Below are 18686 nucleotides of genomic sequence, written 5' to 3' on the forward strand. Positions count from 1 at the left end.
TCTCGTACACGAAGAGCGTGTCGAAAAGCTGTTCATGACCGGTGACGCGATGAATGTCGATCAGCGCCAGGTGCTGGTGCTCGAGCAGATCGTTGTGGGTGCTTTGCAGCTGGGCCAGCAGGTCTGCGGTGGTGGTCGTCGCCGTGATCCGTACCCGCACCGGCACCGTGTTGATCAACAGTCCGACCATCGACTCGGCGCCGGGCACTTCGGACTGGCCCGCCCGGGAGCGCGGGGTGCCGAACGCGACGTCGTGTTGACCGGTCAGTGAGGTGAGCAGCAGCGCCCAGGCGCCCTGCAGCACCGTGCTGACGGTGGCGTGGCAGGAGCGCGCCAGCTCCGTGAGCGCTTGCGTGGTCGGCTCGGGCACGCTAGCCGATGCGAAGCCCCGCCGCCCCCGTCCCAACCGATCCGCAGGGCCGACGAGCGTGGGAATGTCGAAGCCTTCCAACGCATCACGCCAGGCCGCGCGGGCGGCGTCCAGGTCGCGGTCGGCCAGCCAGATGAGGAAGGTGCGATACGACACCGTGGCGGGCAGCGGCTGCTCGTAGTAGCTGGCGAATATCTCCCGCAGCAAGATCGGCAGCGACCAGCCATCCACCAAGATGTGGTGAAAGGTAAGCACAAACCGGTGCCGGCGCTCTGCGGTGCGAATCAGGGCGGCGCGGAAGACGGGGCCGCCGGCGAGGTCGCGGACCGCGTCGCGCTCGGCGGCGGATATGTCGTGGATCAAGTCATCCGCGTCGGCATGATCTGACATGACGTCGCCGCCGGCGGCACGAAGATCGACAAACCGCCACTGCGCCGCGGGATCGGCCGGGATGACTTGCACCGGCTCGTCGAACTGCGTGCGAAACCGCGCCACCAAGTGGGGATGCCGGTTGACCACCACGTGCACCGCGTCGCGCAGCCGGTCGGCGTCAAGGGCGCCGCTGAGGGTGAAATCAAGCTGCAGCGCATACATTTCGTCGTCGCTGCCTTGCGCCGTGCTGGCGTGAAAGAGCAGCCCCTGTTGCAAGGGGGTCAGCGGCAGCACGTCGGCGATCCGCTCTTGCCGGCAGAGCTCGTCGATCTGCTGCTGGCTGAGGCGAGCGGGTGCGATGTCGGACGGCGTCAGCCCGCCCCCACCGGCCCGCACATGCGCGCAGATACCGGTCAGTGCGTCAAACCACAACTGGCTCAACCGGTTAACCGCCGTGCGATCAAGGGCCGAGGGCGCCCACGTCCAATCGGCGTGCAGATACGGGCCGGTGTCGGCGTCGACGGTGCCGGCGTTGAGTTCCACGGTGTGCGCCAGCGGCATGGGAGTCGCCCCGGCCGCACCGGTGAGCGACCAGCCTTCCCGGCCGAACCGCCACCCGTCACCGGAGCGGTCGCCCGCCGGGGCGCCAAAACGGCCCAGGTAGTTGAAGCCGATCACTGGATCCGACCCGCCCAGCTCGACGTCGGGGTTCAGGTAGCGGAGCAGGCCGTAGGTCAGCCCGTGCGGCAGGGCGCGCAGCTGTTCCTTCGCATCCTTGAGTACCGCCCCCAAGGCCGCCTCGCCGGCGAGCACCTGACTCCAGCGCAAGCCGCCGACCCCCAACGACACGGGGTATTTGGTGGTGAACCACCCCACCGTGCGCGACAAGTCCACGTTTGCGCCGAACTCCTCGTGACGCCCATGGCCCTCGGCGTCGATGCCGATCGGCGCGCCGCCGGTACCCAGAAACTCCGCCGCCGCCAACGCGAACGCGATCAACAGGATTTCGTGCACCCCGGCGTGAAACGCCGCGGGCACCTCGCCGAGCAGCATCCGGGTCGTCTCGACATCCAGGTCCAGCGAGAGTTGCCCGGCCGTGGCGTAGGTATCCCGTTCGGGTTGCACCGCGGGCAGCGCCGCCGGGAGCGCCGCCGGCCGCCGCCACGCGTCGGCCAGCGCGGCGATCTCGGGGCTTCGCGCTTTGTGGGCCAGCAGCGCCGCCCAACTGACGAAGGACGTGCCCGTCACCGGCAGGTCGACGGGCTGGCCGGCGCGATGCTGAGCCCAAGCGATGTTGAGGTCCTCCAGCAAGATCCGCCACGACACCCCGTCGACGGCCAGATGGTGAATGATCACCACCAACTGGCCGGTGGAGCCGACCCATAGCGCGCTGAGCATCACACCGGCCGCCGGATTCAATTGCGAGCGCGCCGTTTTCAACGCCTCATCGGAGAGCGCGGGTACCGACGACAGACACGCGTCGGCATCCGCCGAACCCGCTTCGGGCACCTGCAACGACCAGCCCCCCGCGCCGTCGTCGTCCACCCGCAGGCGCAACATGGGGTGCCGATCCAGCAGTGCTTGCAGCAGCACGACGACATCCGCCTCGGTCGCGCCGGCGGGCCCCAGCACCACGACCGTCTGGTTGAACTGTTCTACCGGGGCGTCGACGTCCTGCAGCCAGCGCATGATCGGCGTGGCTACCAGCGGCCCGATGCCCTCATCGATCGGGCCGGACTCGCGGTCAGTCACCGCGGCCACGAGGGCCAGCCGGGCCACCGTCTGCTCGACGAAAACGTCGCGCGGGCGGCACAGTAGGCCCGCGGCACGGGCTCGCGCCACCACCTGCATCGACAGAATGCTGTCGCCGCCCAGCTCGAAGAACGAGTCGTCGACGCCGACGCGCTCGAGGCCCAGTACCTCGGCGTAGATGTCGGCCAGTATCTCCTCGACGGCGTTGCCCGGCGCGCGGTAATGGTCGGCGTCCTGATACTGCGGTGCCGGAAGGGCGCGGACGTCGAGCTTGCCGTTGGGCGTCAGGGGCAATACATCCAATGCCACAACCGCCGCGGGGACCATGTGGCCGGGCAGCCGCTCGGTCAGCGCGGCGCGGATCGCTGTCGGGTCGACAGCGCCCGTGACGTAACCCACCAGGCGTTTGTCGCCGGTGCGGTCCTCGCGCGCGAGCACCGCGGCCTGCTGCACTCCGTCCAGCCCGGCCAGCGCCGCCTGAACTTCGGCCAGTTCGATGCGGTATCCGCGAATCTTGACCTGCTCATCGGCGCGCCCCACATACCGCAGCTGTCCATCGGGACCCCAAGACACCAGATCGCCGGTGCGATACATCCGCATCCCCGGCTTGCCGAACGGACACGCCACAAACCGCGATCCGGTCAGCCCCGCCCGTCGCACATACCCGTACGCCACGCCTCGACCGGCCACGTACAACTCACCGACCACGCCCGCCGGCACCGGGCGCAGCCAGCCGTCCAGCACAAACAGTGCGGCTCCCGACACCGCCGCACCGATCGGCGGTGTCCCCGAGCCCGCCGCGAGCGGCGCAGTCATCGCCGCATACACCGTGGTCTCGGTCGGACCGTAGGCGTTGACCAGCACCCGTCCCGGCGCCCATCGATCCGCCACCTCGGCCGGGCACGGCTCACCGCCCACCAGCAACGCCGTCGACTCCAAGCCTTCGGGTGCGAGCACCCCCACCGCCGAGGGCGTCTGAGTCAACACGCTGACGTGTTCACCGACCAGCAAGGCATGAAAGTCCTCCGGCGAGCCCGTCACGTCTTCGGGCACCACCACCAGCCGTCCCCCGTGCAGCAGCGCGCCCCAGATCTCCCATACCGAGAAGTCGAAAGCGTACGAATGACATTGCGTCCATACCTGTTTCGGTGGCAGGCCCGCGGTGAGGGAGTCGAGCAGCTGAGCCACGTTGTGCTGGGCGATGGCCACCCCTTTGGGCGCCCCCGTGGTACCCGAGGTGTAGATGATGTGGGCCACGTCGTCCGGCGCCGGCGCCGGCAGGCTCGTCGACGGCTGATCGAAAATAAAGGGGTCGTTCACGTCGATGGCCCGCAGGCCTTGCCCATGCAGCCGTTCGGCCAGCCGGGCGGTGGTCAGCGCCGCGGCCGGCTGCGCGTCGCCGAGCATGAACTCCAGCCGCGCCGCCGGCACCGCGGGATCGATGGGCAGATAAGCGGCTCCGGTCTTGAGCACCGCCAAAATCGCCACGATCGCCTCGGCCGACCGCGGCAATAACAGCGCCACACACGCGCCCGGCCCGACCCCGTTCCCGGCCAGCACGTGCGCCACCCGATTGGCGGCCTCATCCAACTCCCGATAGCTCCAGGAGCGCTCACCGCACACCAGCGCCACCGCCTCCGGGGCCCGCAGCACCTGCGCCCCGAACAACTGCACAACCGAGACCGCCGCGGGAGCCGGCTCGGCCAACAGCGCACCGTTGCCCCACCGATTCAGGCAGGGCTCCTCGGCGACAGCTAACGCGGTTATCGACACGAGCCGCCGGGTGGGCAACTCCGCCATCGCGGCCACGATCCGTTGCAACCGGTTTGCTAAGTCCGCAACATCAAAATCCGCGAATGGGCGCCCGGTGCCAAGGGAGCTGAGCAGATGCTGATCACCGAATCCGAGGAAGAAAAAACCGAAATTACCCACCGGCCCAAAAGTGGTGTATTCCGCGGTTCCAGGCGTATCAGCGAAGCTGAGATTGATCCTGCCCAGGATGTGATTGACGACCACACGATTCGCCGCTTGCCGTGGATCACGAGAGTTGCCTTCACCGTCCAGAACCTGCACCGGAAACCGTTGATGGCGCAACGTTTCTCGGATCCGGGAATCGACGTGCTTGCAGAAGTCGGCGACCGAGGATCGCGGCGACGTCTTCAAGACGAGCGGTACAACCCCAGCCACCATTCCAGGCAGCAGCTTTGACTCAGGGCGGATGCGCCTGCTGACGGGGAAGTCGAGCACCACCTCTTCGGAACCGTTGGCGGCGAACCCGTGCACCAGTAGAGCACACGCCGCGGTCAGGACCGACGATCGACGGATGCCCAACGCTTTTGACAGCGTCTTGATTTGCCCGGCGACGGCCGAATCCAGTTGCGCAGGGGCGGAAGGCAAATAGGAATTGCGTTCGGAGGTCGCTTGGGGCAATCGATAATCCGGCTCGCTGCCGGAGGGAAGGTTCTGCGCCCAATACGCTTGATCGTCCAGATAGTCGGCGGACTCTTCGTATCGCAGCTCTTCGCCAACCAATTCCTGCAACGTTCCGAAGAAGGCAGGAGAAATGTTTGTGCCAGATGCCAGTGCGGAATACACGGCCGCAATCCGGCGACCCAATAGCGAAATGCCCAATCCATCGATGACTATGTGATGAAAGCATCCGAGCCAGTAGTACTCGTCGGTTCCGGTTTGGAACAACGCGAATTTGAACAGCGGCCCGGTGAGCGGCAGCGGTGTCTGTTGGATTAATAAAGCCTTCTCGCGGGCTTCATGCACGGGATCGTGCGAACCGGTCAGGTTGTAATAGTCCAGCTCGACATCCGGATAGTCGATAACCTTTTGGAAGACTTCGCCGTCCGTCTGAAAGAATGTCGCCCGAAGTGTTTCGGCCTCGCCCACCACTCGCCGAATCGCGCGCTCTAACAGAGCACGGTCCAAGCTGCCCTCGATCCGCACCAGCACGCCCAGCTGCCACTCGGCGTCGAAGTGACTGGTTTGCTGCGCAAGCCAGATGGCCATCTGGCCCCGCGTCAACGGAAGGACACGCTCGGCATCGCCCATGAAACACTCCAAGGGTTAGGTGGTGCGCACGTGTCAAATATCCGGCGCTGCTTGAGTTTTCGCGTAATCGGTTACTGTACTACTACCACACCGCCGCGACGCCAAACAAAATCTGTCGGCGAACGCTGCGCGGTCGTGTGCAGGACAAGTTTGCCGCGTTAAAGAAGACGTGAAAAACTTCATAGCCCGACCCATCGTGCAGATACCCCTTGCGCCGAGTAAGTGCTGCCTCAGCGCTTCATACAAAGCTTGTCCGTCTTATCAACTCCCCTGCGCTGCTTGACTTCTCGTGCAACCCGCCGAGTTTGTTTACCCGGCACCCGGTGCCACCACCAGGAAATTCCGCATGCGACCGACGGCCGCAACTGCAGCGCCGGTGTGGAGCAAGCGAGTCACCTCTAACCTACACGCTCGAGGCCGCAAGCCGCGCCAGCAAATCGCAATTGTGCACGCGTGCAACTGAATTAACGTATGCGTAATCGACTGCCGCGCTGGAATTCCGACACGACCACAGTTGCTGTCGTTGGTGGCCGGGCCGCCTCCTCGCGCACAGCCGCCCGCCGAGCCACTGGAAACTTTTCGCCACAGTCAATTAAGAGGCGCAAACTTGAATCCTCCGGCTCAGCTACGCCGCAAACCGCTCACGTCACCGGTGAAAAATCCGTTGCGCCTCAACGTGGTTAGTGGTCAGCACCGCGATGATCGTGCCAACCTCACGCCCTCGGACCGGTTGTCACTGTTTCTGCCAGGTCTGGCAGCTATGGGTCACGAATGCCCTATCACCCGATCGAATCGTCACTACCTGAAAACCGGTGCTGATGCCGCTATCGATGATGTCGGTTGGTTTGAGACTCCTCAGCCTCGCCCAATAGCAATCGGATTCACCTTCAGGGCTGGTGCCGGCCGAGCGGTAGGTGCCCGGCACGATGTCGGTGCCTACTCGATACGTTCCATCGGTTTCGATGATCGTCTTGGGGGCGAATGGTGGCGGCGGCAACGTCACCGTGACGGTTTGGGTGACGTCCCGCGTAGACGTCACGGTCGGAGTTGTTGCCGCTGTCGACCCGCCGCCGCAACCTGCGACGACGATCGCCGCTTGCGCGATCGCAGCTGTCCTGAACTGCACTGAAGGAGGGTAGCAGGGCGATCGGTCGGCTCTTACGCGCCAGATCGACCGGCTAGCCGCTCAAACGACCGTGAGCATTCCCACTGCGTCGCAAGTCATTCGGGATCGGGCGGCCGGCGCCTCAGCCAGAACGTGGCGGGCGCTCGGTTTGAACCAGGGTGCGAGCGATCTCCTCCACCCGAGTGTTGGTCTGCTGCGAGAGCCTGGTCAACAGACCGAACGCTCGATCGGCGTCGATATTGAATCGCTCCATCAGCATGCCCTTGGCCTGACCGATCGTGTCCCGGGTGGCGATGGCGCGCATCAGTTGCGCGTTCTCCGCGGCCAGCGCCTGTTGGCGGCGGAGGTGGAGGCCGGATTCGACGGCGCTGACGGCTTCGAGGGTGTGCAGCAGATCTGCCGGATCCCACGCGACACCGTGATCGACGTCGCGCGCGACCTCGTCCAGAAGTTGTTTGCTTCGTGAGACTTCCTTCACCCTGTGCACGACGCCCACCAGCTCACCGTGATCGAGCAACGGGGAGTTGGTGGGGCTCCACACCTTCGGCAGGAATTCGCCGGGGGCGGTGGGGTCGGGAATGTCATAACGCTGCATCCGCATCGTGTGGGTGCGGCCGGTCTGCATCGCCGTCTCCAGCGACGACGCGAGGTTCGCCGTCCCGTCGGCGTGCGGGTCTTTCGGATTGTCCGGGAAGGCGTCGAACAGGAATTGCCCGGGAAGCTCACCGTGCGCGCGCAGCGTCGCGCGCTCGTAGTCTCGGCTTGCCGCCCGAATCCGCAGATCGCGATCCAAAAGTAAACAGCACCCGCCCGATGACCCCTGGACCATGTCTCGGGCGATCGCTTCGAACCGGTCGTCGTCGCGCATTGCTATGCCGCTACCCGTTTGTCGAAAGGCCTAATCCGCAGCTGAGCGCATCGATTGCGTCCTCGGCGAGGAGTGACTCCGCGGAGCCAATAGTCTGGTGCTTTAGACACCCGCGCTTCGCGAGAGGTAATGAGATGCCCGCACCGTCAGCCGAGGTCTTCGACCGCCTGCGTCAGTTGGCCGCGATCAAAGACATCACCGCACGCCAGACCAAGACGATCGACGAGATCTTCACCGGCAAGTCGCTGACCACCATCCCGATCGGCACGGCCGAAGATGTCGAAGCGGCGTTCGCCGAGGCGCGCGCGGCCCAGGTCGCGTGGGCGAATCGCCCGGTCACCGAGCGCGTCGACGTCATCAGCCGCTACCGGGACCTGGTCTTCGAGAATCGCGAATTCCTGATGGATCTCCTGCAGGCCGAGGCCGGCAAGGCCAGATGGGCGGCACAGGAGGAACTCGTCGACCTGATCGCGAACGCAAACTATTACGTGCGGGTGTCGGCGGACCTGCTGAAGCCGCGTACGGTGCAGGCGCTGCTTCCCGGCATCGGCAAGACGACGGTCGGTTACCAGCCCAAGGGCGTGGTAGGGGTGATTTCCCCGTGGAACTACCCCATGACGCTGACGGCGTCCGACTCGGTGCCGGCGCTGCTGGCGGGTAATGCGGTGGTGCTCAAGCCGGACAGCCAAACCCCGTATTGCGCCCTCGCGTGTGCGGAGCTCTTGTATGAAGCCGGACTGCCGCGGGCGCTCTATGCGATCGTCCCGGGGCCGGGCTCGGTGGTCGGCACCGCGATCATCGACAACTGCGACTACCTGATGTTCACCGGTTCGACGGCCACGGGCAGGCAGCTCGCGGAACACGCGGGCCGGCGGCTCATCGGGTTCTCGGCCGAACTCGGCGGCAAGAACGCGATGATCGTCACGCGCGGGGCCAATCTCGACAAGGCCGCCAAGGCGGCCACCCGCGCGTGCTTCTCCAACGCCGGCCAGCTGTGCATCTCGATCGAGCGCATTTACGTCGAGAAGGACATCGCCGACGATTTCATCGGCAAATTCGGCGCCCAGGTGCGGAACATGAAGCTGGGCACCACGTATGACTTCTCGGTCGACATGGGCAGCTTGATCTCCGCGGGTCAGTTGGAAACCGTGACCGATCACGTGAACGACGCGAAAGCCAAGGGCGCCAAAGTGATTGCGGGCGCTAAGGCACGGCCCGACATCGGGCCGTTGTTCTACGAGCCGACGGTCCTGACCGACGTCACGCCCGAAATGGAGTGCGCGGCCAACGAGACATTCGGTCCGGTCGTCTCGATCTACCCCGTCGCCGACGCGGACGAAGCCGTCGAGAAGGCCAACGACACCGAGTACGGACTCAACGCCAGTGTGTGGGCCGGTTCCTCCGCAGAGGGCCAGCAGATTGCAGCGCGGTTGCGGTCCGGGACGGTGAACGTCAACGAGGGCTATGCATTCGCATGGGGCAGCCTCAGCGCACCGATGGGCGGGATGGGCCAGTCCGGCGTCGGCCGCCGTCATGGTCCCGAAGGCCTGCTGAAGTACACCGAATCCCAGACGATTGCGACCGCACGTGTGTTCAATCTGGATCCGCCCCTTGGCATCCCGGGAACACTCTGGCAGAAGTCGCTCCTGCCGATCGTGCGCACAGTGATGAGGCTTCCCGGTCGAAACTGACGCAGTCGCTCTTGCGCGTTCGCAATACCGCATCGAGTCCTCTCGGCGCGCGTTACGCTCTTCGATGTCAGCGGCACATCGCACATCAGGAGTCCGCTATGAAGGCAGACGCGAAGCGATATGAGGAAGACGCTCGCCGGTTACGGCAGTACGAGACATTCGGCAAGTTTTCGGATGCTGAACTACAGCGTCTCGCCGAAGCGGCTCATCGCACTTCGACGTCGGCCCCGTTGCCGTTGATCCACGAGCAAACTCCATCCGACTCCTGCTACATCCTGCTCAGCGGCGAGGTGGGCGTGTACGTCGGCTCGGACCGCGTCGCCGCGCTGGGGCCGGGCGAGGTGATCGGCGAATCGGCGCTGCACCGTGGGAGATTGCGCTCGGCCACCGTAACGACGATGGGGCCGGCCGAGTTATTGCGCATCGAACGCGACGATCTCGACACCTTGCTCAACCAGATACCGGCGCTCCGCGAAATCATCGACGCCTCGGTCGCTCGACACGTGCCCGTCGACCTGCCGCCCAAGCCCAAACCGCCGTTCTCCAGATTGGGCGCCTCAGTCCGCACCGACTTGATCGAGCGGTTTGAGCAGGCCGCCGAGAGCGCCGGTGTGGACGTCGCGACCGCGCTCGAAGACGCGCTTACCCGCTGGATCGAACGGGACGGCACCGCATAGCCACTTCCCTCATTGCACCAACCTACTACCGAACGTAGTATTTGGGCCATCTTGCCGCGCACAAGGGGGTGCAATGTGAGGTGGAGTTTCGCCCAGATCGGGCTGGTGATCATCTGTGTTGTCCATGTCGCCCAGGCGGTGGCCGGCTTCATCATCAATCCCAGCTTCGCGACCGGGCCCGACGCGCCTACCGTGCAGCTGCTCGGAATGGACTACAACGGCTGGCACGCCGTCGCGGGTTTAGCCCTGTTCGCGCCGGGCCTGGTGTTCGCGACGCGAAAGTCGTGGTCCGTGTTGTATCTGCTGCTGGCGGCCATAGGCGGTGCGCTGCCGGGCATTTGGGCGTTCTTCTCCCATCAGGTGGCCTTCGTTTTCAACTTTCCCAACAACGTCACCGATGCGATCGTGCACCTGGTGACCGCGGCGATCATGATCGCGGTGGCAGCGGTCCAGATCCGGTTGGACGGCGGGCTTCGAAACTCACTCGCCGATCTCCGGAAAGCGCGGTAGTTCAGCGAATTAGCGGTTCATTCGTGATTCTCGCCGACCGAGGACGTCGTGCCCGCCACCGGCCACCCGTTCCGAGAGCCTAGAGTTGGCAGCGTGGCTTTTCGTGCTCCTGTTTGCTTTTCGGGGTCTTCAGATTGTGCCGCTGCGGGTAGTCCTTTCGTCGAAGGAGGTTGCGATGGGCAAGCATTCGGAGAAGGGCGACGACGAGCCCAAAGGTGGCCGACCCGGTCCGGCGGACCACGGGCGCGAAGGAGGAATGGCGACTCGTGAGAACGCGCCGGAACTCACCGAGCCGGACCGCGAGGAACGAGGCGGGTAGCCGCGATGCCTTCGTCACGACGAAAATGGATAGATGCCATCTGAACAGGCGCCGCCCCCGCCCAAATCGGCGCCGGGTTGGTACCCCGACCCCGCGGGGGTAGGCCACGGGCTGCAACGGTACTTCGACGGCACCAGCTGGACCAGCGAATACGCGTTCGACGCCGAAGCGCCGCATACGCTCGCGACCGAATCGCCGAAAAAGGGCGCCTCCGGAAGGGCCGCCGTGGCCCTGGCGGTGCTCTGCACCCTCGTTCTCCTGGTTTTCATCGGCAAAACATGGGTCTTCGATCCGAAGAAGGACAGCCTGTCGAGCCCATCGAGCGGTTCGGCGGCGGAGGGAGCGCCGGCACCGCCCCAGGAGGCGCCGTCGACGCCGGCCGGACCCAAGAAGCCGGAGGGCGTCACCTTTACCGTTGCTCCGGGCCCGAACGGCGGCGTGGTCGACGCCCGATTCGCCATTCGTGACAACTACACGGAGCAGATGATCAAAGACGGTGCCCGGTTGGACACGATCGAGATTCTCAAGTACGCAAAAGCGACCTATCCCGACGCCTCCGCGGTGAACGTGCAGGGCACCTTCCCGATGACCGACCCGTACGGAAACACCTCGACCCAGATCGCGATCGACCTCACCTATTCGCGGGATACGTTGAACAAGATCAACTTTGACGGTGTGACCAAAAAGAGCATCTGGGAGATTCGCGATTCCGGCACTGTTCTTCCCGCCTTTCAGCCGTAGGCCGGTCTGGGCTCTGACGGCGAACGCAACCATCGCTTCACGCCTGGCAGTGTTGACAGTAGGCTGCAATGACGCGAACGGCCCGCGGTCGGCCGTTGCCGAGTTTGGGGCAGGCATGTCTGAGCAGAACTCGCCCGAGCAAGCCCTGCGTCACTGGAGCGCAGTGGCAGCGGCCTGGGAAAAACATCGCGACCGCTTGTTCTCCGACGTGCGATCGGTGTCCGATTGGCTCGTCGACCACATCGATCCGCAGCCGGGCCAAACGGTGTTGGAGCTGGCGGCGGGCCCAGGTGAGACAGGCTTCCTCGCCGCCGCCCGGCTCGGTAGGTCCGGTCTGCTCATCTCGACTGATTTCGCGCCCGAGATGGTGGCCGCTGCCCGTCGCGGCGCGAGCGATCGCGGCCTCGATAACGTCGAATGCCGCGTCATCGACGCGCAGCAGATCGACCTGCCCGACGGCAGCGTTGACGGGGTGCTTTCCCGGTTCGGGATGATGCTCGTGCCCGAGCAGGAGCGGGCCGTCGCGGAGGTCCGGCGGGTGCTCCGGCAGGGCGGCCGGTTCAGCTATGCGACGTGGGGGCCACCCGAGCGCAACCCATGGATCTTCCAGATCGTGGTGGCACTGTTGCAAAGTGGCGTCGCACCGCCCGGGGACGCCTTCGCTCCCGGGGGACTCTTCTCACTGTCCACCCCCGAGCACAATCACGCCCTCGCCTCCGGTGCGGGCTTCTTAGATGTCCTCTCCGAGGAGATCACCGGCGCCATGCGCTTCGACGGCGTGGAAGACTACTGGACGCACGTGACGGAGGTGGCCGGGCCGGTGGCGGAACTCGTCGGCTCGTTGGGAAGTGAACAGATCGCCACGATCCGCTCGACACTCGAGGCGTCGCTCGTTCCTTACGAACGCGACGGCGCGCTCGAGTTGCCTTGGAGCGCGGTCGCGACGCGGGCAGCCTGATTGCTTTGCGTCGGGCTCCGTCTCGCACGCTGACTAACTCGGGCATTTAACTCAACAAACGGTTTATTGACTAAACACACGCGTTGTCCCCTGGTGCCTCAAGGACTTAACGACGGCCGGCTTAGCGTGTCGCTGGGCCCGCTGGAAGCGAGTGCCCGAAATTGCGAGGCCTTGGGAGTTGGCCGCCGGCGGCTTTGTAAAGCCGCGCTGAAGTTTTTAGTGGACAAATGCCGAAAACATGCTTCCGCTGCGCCGGTGACGGCTATAGCATCCAATTTGACAGGTTTATAACACCAGCGAGAAAGGTACGCCGATGACGAGCACCAAGAGAACGCTGAAAGTAGTGGCAGTGGCCGCGACGCTGGTCGCAATCCTGGGCGGGTCGACGGGTTGCACCCTCACGTGCACCGTTCCGGCGGCCGGGCAAGTGGTTTGCTCCTGACAATCGCCTTTGACTTTCTACCTCTGTAGAAGCGGAAGTTGACCGGCTTCGCGCGGATTACGTTCCCGCGCGTTGCCGGGGGAATACGAACGCCCTATTCACGGGTCCGTGTCCGCGTCTGCATTGATAGACGTGTGCCGATTTCGGTCCGTTATATGCAATTTTCCGAAATCTGACGGGTATTTACTCGCCAGGCATACCGTTTTTGTATTCAATCGGTGACCACGAGCGTTGACCGAAGAGAGAGCGCCGCTGGCAGGTATTTCGTGTGTCGGGCTGACAGGATTTGAACCTGCGACCACTTGACCCCCAGTCAAGTGCGCTACCAAACTGCGCCACAGCCCGCGCGCCGATGCGCGCATCGGCAGCAGGTCGAAAGCCTACCGTAACTGGTCGGCCGGCCCGCCAAGCGACCTCCGCTGCACGCGACCATGAGGTCGGAGTCGCTCAGCGCCGCTTGGCTCCCCGCTTTTCGCGCACCCGCACATTGATCCGGATCGGCGATCCCTCGAACCCGAAGGTCTCACGCAGCCGCCGCTCCAAGAAGCGGCGATACCCGGCCTCCAGAAAACCGGTGGTGAACAGAACGAACGTCGGGGGCCGGGCGGTCGCCTGGGTGGCGAACAAGATGCGGGGCTGCTTGCCCCCACGCACCGGCGGCGGCGTGGCGGCCACCACCTCCTTGAGCCACGAGTTCAACGGGCCGGTCGGAATCCGCGCATCCCACGACGCCAACGCGGTCTCCATAGCGGGCACCAGCTTCTGCAACGCGCGCCCGGTCTTGGCGGAGATGTTGACCCGCGGCGCCCACCGCAGCTGCACAAGTTCGCGGTCGATCTCGCGCTCCAACAGCTCGCGGCGGTCTTCATCCACCAGGTCCCACTTGTTGAAAGCCAGTACCAGGGCCCGGCCGGCCTCGATGACCATCGACAGCACCCGCTGATCTTGCTCGGTGAGCGGTTCCGACCCGTCGATCAGCACGATCACCACCTCGGCCGCATCGATGGCCGAGTGCGTGCGCACCGAGGCGTAGAACTCGTGCCCGCTGGCCTGACCGACCTTGCGCCGCAACCCCGCGGTGTCGACGAACCGCCACACCCTGTCGCCCAGCTCGATCAACGAGTCCACCGGGTCCACCGTCGTCCCGGCGACATCGTGCACCACCGAGCGCAGATCGCCGGCCAGCTTGTTCAGCAGGGAGCTCTTGCCCACGTTCGGCTTGCCGACCAGCGCGACACGGCGCGGGCCGCCGGACGTCGGCGCCACTTCGGACACCTCGGGCAGCGCGGCAAGCACCTGGTCAAGCAGGTCCGCCACTCCGCGGCCGTGTATGGCGCTGACGGCGTGCGGCTCGCCGAGCCCCAGCGACCACAGCATGGCCGCGTCCGCCTCGGCCTTGTCGCTGTCAACCTTGTTGGCCGCCAGGAAGACCGGCTTGCCTGACCGCAGCAGAATCCGTGCGGCCGCCTCGTCGGCCGCGGTGGCGCCGACGACGGCGTCGACCACCAGGATCACCGCGTCGGCGGTGCGCATGGCCACCGATGCCTGTTCGGCCACCAGTTGTTGCAAACCCTTGGCGTCGGGTTCCCATCCTCCGGTGTCCTGCACGACGAACCGGCGGCCGGTCCACAGCGCGTCGTAGGACACCCGATCGCGGGTGACGCCCGGGATGTCCTGCACCACCGCTTCTCTGCGGCCCAGGATCCGGTTGACCAGCGTCGACTTGCCGACGTTGGGCCGGCCGACCACCGCCACCACGGGCGCCGGGCCGGCCTCCTCCGGTTGGTCCAGGCCGAATTCGACGGATTCCCAGTCGCTTTCGTCGCTCCACGTGCCGTCCTGAGTCACCGCACGACCCCGCTTCGCTGCTTGACCATGTCGCGCAGGTGCGAAATGACCTCGGCCTCGGTCATCTCGCTGGTGTCGACGACCACCGCGTCCTCGGCGGGCCGCAGCGGTGACACCGCCCGGGTGGAATCCAGGTGGTCGCGGCGGCGGACGTCGGCCAGCACGGCCTCGTAGTCGTCGGCCAGGCCGGCCGCCACGTTCTGGTCGTTGCGCCGCCGCGCCCGGGTTTCGGCCGACGCGGTCAAGAAGATCTTCACGGGCGCATCGGGCAGGACGACGGTGCCGATGTCGCGGCCCTCGACGACCACACTGCCCGGCCCCTGGGCCATTTCGCGCTGCATGGCGACCAGCCGGGTACGGACGGCGGGCACCGAGGACACTGCCGACACCGAGCCGGTGACCCGGTCGCCGCGGATTTCCGTCGAGACGTCTTCTCCTGACAGGAAATAGCGGTCACCATCGGGCTGATAGTCCACCGACATCTGCGCCCTCTCCGCCGTGCGGGCGACGGCGTCGGCGTCGGCGGGGTCGATGCCGGCGCGCAGCACGGCCAGCGTCACCGTCCGGTACATCCCGCCGGTGTCCAGGTAGCGCGCGCCGAGTGCTTGCGCCAATCCCCTTGACACCGAGGACTTTCCGGTGCCCGCCGGGCCGTCAATGGCAACCACCATTGCGCTCACAGGCCCACCGCCTTGTACAGTTGGCCGACCTCGTGATGGGCCAGCGCCCGGATGGTGCCGGGTCGCTGCTTTCCCAGCGCGACGGGTCCAATGTCGGTGCGCACCAAAGACTCCACCGGGAATCCGGCGGCCGCGAGCAGCCGGCGCACGATGCGGTTACGCCCCTCGTGCAGCGTCACCCGCACCAGCGTCTTACCCGGGATGGCGTCCACCACCGCGAACTCGTCGAGTTTGGCCACGCCGTCGTCCAATTCGATGCCGGCACGCAGCTTCTTGCCGAGGCCGCGCGGCACCGCCCCGGTCACCGTCGCCAGATACGTCTTGGGCACCTCGTGGGAGGGGTGCATCAGCCGGTGCGCCAGTTCGCCGTCGTTGGTCAGCAGGATCAGCCCCTCGGTGTCGGCGTCCAACCGTCCGACGTGAAACAGGTTCTTGTTGCCGCGAACCTTGCGCTCGACCAGATCGCCGATGCACGGGCGGCCGCGGTCGTCGGACATCGTCGAGTGCACACCGCGCGGCTTGTTCAGGGCGAGGTATACCTGCGATTCGTCGAGCACCACGCGGGCGCCGTCGACGCGAATCACCGAGGAGTCGGGGTCGACCCGGGTGCCCAGCTCGGTCACCACCTGCCCGTCGACCTCGACGCGGCCGTCGATGATCATCTTCTCGGCGGCCCGCCGCGACGCAATTCCGGCCTGGGACAACACCTTTTGCAGCCGGATCCCCTGGGCTTCTTCCATCAATCCTGGTCCACGTCGAAGGTCAGCGCCTCGTCGGACGATTGACCGCCGGACAGTTTGATGAAACGTGGCTCGCTGTCCAGGGATTCGGACAGGTCCTCGATCGTGTCGACGTCGGGAAGCAGCGGCGCGATATCCGGTAGGTCGGCCAGCGAGGTCAATCCCAGGCGCTCGAGGAACAGGTCGGTGGTGGCGAACGTCACCGCGCCGGTGTCGTCGTCGGCCCCGGCCTCGGTGATCAGGCCGCGCGCCAGCAGCGTGCGCATCACGGCGTCGACGTTGACGCCGCGCACCGCGCTCACCCGCGCGCGGGTCACGGGCTGGCGGTAGGCGACGACGGCCAGTGTCTCCAGCGCGGCCCGGGTGAGCTTGGACCGCGCCCCGTCCAGCAGCAGCTTCTCGACATAGGGCGCGAATCGGGCGCGGGTGTACATCCGCCAGCCCTCGCTGTTTTTCCGTAGGTCGATGCCGCTGTCGCGTTCGGTGAGTTGCTCGGCCATCTCCTGCAATCTGGTGGCGATCCGGTAGACCGGTTGCTGGGTTGCCGACGCCAGCGCCTCCGCGGTGACCGGCGTGTCCACCACCAACAGCAGCGCTTCTAGCACCGAGCCGAGTTCCTCGGATTCCATGGGCGCGACTTCGGCGATGTCCGGGATGCCTGAATCCAGGTCGATCTCGGGCAGTTCTTCGGTCATTCGTCTCGCACTTCTACCAAGGCTTCGCTGGCCGGACGTTCCCCGGTCCACGCGATTTGGAGCACGCCAAGCGGCTCTGACTGGTCGAATGCTACCGCCCGGGACCGATACAGTTCGAGCAGCGCCAGGAAGCGCCCGACCACCTCCATCGACGCCTCGCAGTCGGCGACCAGCTCGGAGAACGTGGCCCACGCGCCGCTGCCCCGCGCTTCCAGGATCGCCAGCAACTTCCTGGCCTGTTCGGGAACCGAGACCTGCACCTGGTGCAGGTGCTCGACCGACACGGTCGGGACGGGCCGCGGGCTGAATGCGATCGCGGCGATCTGGGCGAAGCGTTCGGCGTCCACGCCGATCATCACCTCGGGCAGCAGTTCGGTGAACCGGTCTTCCAGCGACACCGAGCGCGGGTAACTGCGCAGCGCCGTGGCCTCGAGTTCGGCGAACATCTCCGCGACGTGCTTGAACGCGCGATATTGCAGCAGCCGGGCGAACAGCAGGTCGCGCACCTCCAGCAGCGCGAGGTCCTCGTCGTCGTCGACCCGTCCGGCGGGCAGCAACCGGGCCGCCTTCAGGTCCAGGAGGGTCGCGGCGACCACCAGAAACGCCGTGGTCTCCTCCAGCTCGAGCTGCGGACCGATTTCGCGGGTGTAGGCGATGAAGTCGTCGGTGACCTGGTGCAGCGCGACCTCGGTCACGTCGAGGCGATGGGCGAAGATCAGCTGCAGCAGCAGGTCGAACGGGCCCTCGAAATTCGTCAGGCGGACGTGGAAGCCAGCTCCGTAGCCGTTCTGCTGTGGCGCCGCACCGGTTTCGGTCGCGTTCACGCGCCGAATCGGTCGATGAACTCGCGGGCCAGCGCGCGGTAGGCGATGGCCCCCGTGGATCGCGGGGCCCACGTGGTGATGGGTTCGCCGGCGACGCTGGTCTCCGGGAATCGCACGGTCCGGGTGATCACCGTGTCGAACACCAGGTCGCCGAACCGCTCCACCACCCGGGCCATCACCTCGCGCGAGTTGACCGTGCGGGGGTCGTACCGGGTGAGCAGGATCCCGCTGATCTCGAGTTTCGGGTTGAGCCGGTCGCGCACCTTGTCGACGGTGTCGGTCAGCAGCGCCAGCCCGCGCAGCGAGAAATACTCGCACTCGGTCGGAATCACCACGCCGTCGGAGCAGGCCAGGCCGTTGACCGTGAGCAGCCCCAGCGACGGCTGGCAGTCGATCAACACGTAGTCGTAGCGATCCAGCACCGGGTGCAGCGCGCGGCCCAGCGTCTGCTCGCGTCCCACCTCGTTGACCAGCTGGATCTCGGCGGCCGACAGGTCGATGTTGCTGGGCACCAGATCCATGTGCTTGACCCGGGTCTGCAGCAGCACGTCGTCGATCGACACCCGCGGCTCGACCAGGACGTTGTGGATGGTCTTCTCCAGCTCGTAATGCGGGACTCCCAGGCCGGCGGACAGCGCGCCCTGCGGATCCATGTCCACCAGCAGCACCCGGCGGCCGTATTCGGCGAGCGCGGCACCCAGATTGATCGTGGACGTGGTCTTCCCGACGCCACCCTTCTGGTTGCACATGGCGACGACTTTGGCCGGGCCGTGCGAGGTGCGCGGCTGTGGTTCCGGGATCGCCCGCGGCGGCCGCCCGGTCAGGCCGAGCTCGACGCCGTTGTCCGGCTGCTCGGTCATGGCGGGGGTGTTCGGGAGGTGAACATCGTCGGAAAGTCTAACGGGTTCGTCGCGCGAAACCCGGCGACCCGCAGGCAATTAACCAGCCGATATGGGCAAAAATCGGTGGTGGAACGCACATCCCGACAGCCTGTTAACTTCAGTCACAGCAGC

At 65.8% G+C, this 18686-nt stretch carries 15 protein-coding genes and 1 tRNA gene (1 of these 16 only partly in view); 6 read left to right on the plus strand and 10 right to left on the minus strand.

Annotated features, from left to right (window positions below):
- The 3 genes from AC5Y4T_RS18815 to AC5Y4T_RS18825 all read right to left on the minus strand — a co-directional run.
- Window positions 1-5554: the 5' end (the start) of a non-ribosomal peptide synthase/polyketide synthase gene (locus AC5Y4T_RS18815; protein WP_499954796.1), read on the minus strand. 25640 nt of this gene lie to the left of the window's left edge; 5554 of the gene's 31194 nt are visible here — the first part of the coding sequence; it begins with the start codon at window positions 5552-5554; its stop codon lies beyond the left edge, outside the window.
- A 733-nt stretch (window positions 5555-6287) separates the two neighbouring features.
- Entirely contained in the window at window positions 6288-6680 is a 393-nt protein-coding gene (locus AC5Y4T_RS18820; protein WP_499920947.1) for an Rv1352/Rv1906c domain-containing protein, read from the minus strand.
- A 121-nt stretch (window positions 6681-6801) separates the two neighbouring features.
- Window positions 6802-7548, minus strand: coding sequence for an ANTAR domain-containing protein (locus tag AC5Y4T_RS18825; protein ID WP_499920945.1), 747 nt, complete (start codon window positions 7546-7548; stop codon window positions 6802-6804).
- Between the two features lie 134 nt (window positions 7549-7682).
- On the opposite strand from AC5Y4T_RS18825, the gene AC5Y4T_RS18830 reads away from it, so the two are divergent.
- The 6 genes from AC5Y4T_RS18830 (at window position 7683) to AC5Y4T_RS18855 (ending at window position 12444) form a co-directional block, all read left to right on the plus strand.
- Window positions 7683-9239 (plus strand): succinic semialdehyde dehydrogenase, encoded by a 1557-nt coding sequence (locus AC5Y4T_RS18830; RefSeq protein WP_499954798.1) that lies wholly within the window; start codon window positions 7683-7685, stop codon window positions 9237-9239.
- A 98-nt stretch (window positions 9240-9337) separates the two neighbouring features.
- On the plus strand, window positions 9338-9916 hold the full coding sequence (locus tag AC5Y4T_RS18835; protein ID WP_499920943.1) for a cyclic nucleotide-binding domain-containing protein: 579 nt from the start codon (window positions 9338-9340) through the stop codon (window positions 9914-9916).
- Between the two features lie 75 nt (window positions 9917-9991).
- Window positions 9992-10426: a DUF4383 domain-containing protein gene (locus AC5Y4T_RS18840; protein WP_499954800.1), complete on the plus strand. Its 435-nt coding sequence runs from the start codon at window positions 9992-9994 to the stop codon at window positions 10424-10426.
- Window positions 10427-10601: 175 nt separating this feature from the next.
- Window positions 10602-10745, plus strand: a complete 144-nt coding sequence (locus AC5Y4T_RS18845; protein ID WP_499949313.1) for a hypothetical protein — start codon at window positions 10602-10604, stop codon at window positions 10743-10745.
- 33 nt (window positions 10746-10778) lie between these two features.
- The gene (locus AC5Y4T_RS18850; protein ID WP_499949312.1) at window positions 10779-11486 is read left to right on the plus strand and encodes a DUF2510 domain-containing protein; all 708 of its coding nucleotides are present in this window, start codon (window positions 10779-10781) and stop codon (window positions 11484-11486) included.
- 115 nt (window positions 11487-11601) lie between these two features.
- A complete protein-coding gene (locus AC5Y4T_RS18855) occupies window positions 11602-12444 on the plus strand; it encodes a class I SAM-dependent methyltransferase (RefSeq protein WP_499954802.1) in 843 nt (280 codons plus the stop codon).
- Between the two features lie 713 nt (window positions 12445-13157).
- Here AC5Y4T_RS18855 and AC5Y4T_RS18860 read toward each other — a convergent pair.
- From AC5Y4T_RS18860 to AC5Y4T_RS18890, 7 genes are all read right to left on the minus strand, one after another.
- Window positions 13158-13231 (minus strand) — tRNA-Pro (locus AC5Y4T_RS18860).
- Window positions 13232-13333: 102 nt separating this feature from the next.
- Window positions 13334-14734 carry a ribosome biogenesis GTPase Der gene (gene der, locus AC5Y4T_RS18865; RefSeq protein ID WP_499954804.1) on the minus strand — a complete coding sequence of 467 codons (1401 nt, stop codon included), beginning with the start codon at window positions 14732-14734 and terminating at the stop codon, window positions 13334-13336.
- A complete protein-coding gene (gene cmk, locus AC5Y4T_RS18870) occupies window positions 14731-15405 on the minus strand; it encodes a (d)CMP kinase (protein WP_499954830.1) in 675 nt (224 codons plus the stop codon). The genes der and cmk overlap by 4 nt, the downstream gene beginning before the upstream one ends.
- Before the next feature lie 5 nt (window positions 15406-15410).
- Complete coding sequence (locus AC5Y4T_RS18875) at window positions 15411-16154, minus strand: pseudouridine synthase (RefSeq protein ID WP_499954806.1); 744 nt, start codon at window positions 16152-16154, stop codon at window positions 15411-15413.
- Complete coding sequence (scpB, locus tag AC5Y4T_RS18880) at window positions 16154-16849, minus strand: SMC-Scp complex subunit ScpB (RefSeq protein WP_499954808.1); 696 nt, start codon at window positions 16847-16849, stop codon at window positions 16154-16156. Before scpB ends, AC5Y4T_RS18875 begins: the two co-directional genes overlap by 1 nt.
- The gene (locus AC5Y4T_RS18885) at window positions 16846-17673 is read right to left on the minus strand and encodes a segregation/condensation protein A (protein ID WP_499954810.1); all 828 of its coding nucleotides are present in this window, start codon (window positions 17671-17673) and stop codon (window positions 16846-16848) included. The genes scpB and AC5Y4T_RS18885 overlap by 4 nt, the downstream gene beginning before the upstream one ends.
- Window positions 17670-18533, minus strand: a complete 864-nt coding sequence (locus AC5Y4T_RS18890) for a ParA family protein (protein WP_008257550.1) — start codon at window positions 18531-18533, stop codon at window positions 17670-17672. The genes AC5Y4T_RS18885 and AC5Y4T_RS18890 overlap by 4 nt, the downstream gene beginning before the upstream one ends.
- Window positions 18534-18686 lie beyond the last annotated feature (153 nt).

The organism is Mycobacterium sp. NGS11 (genome assembly GCF_059813315.1).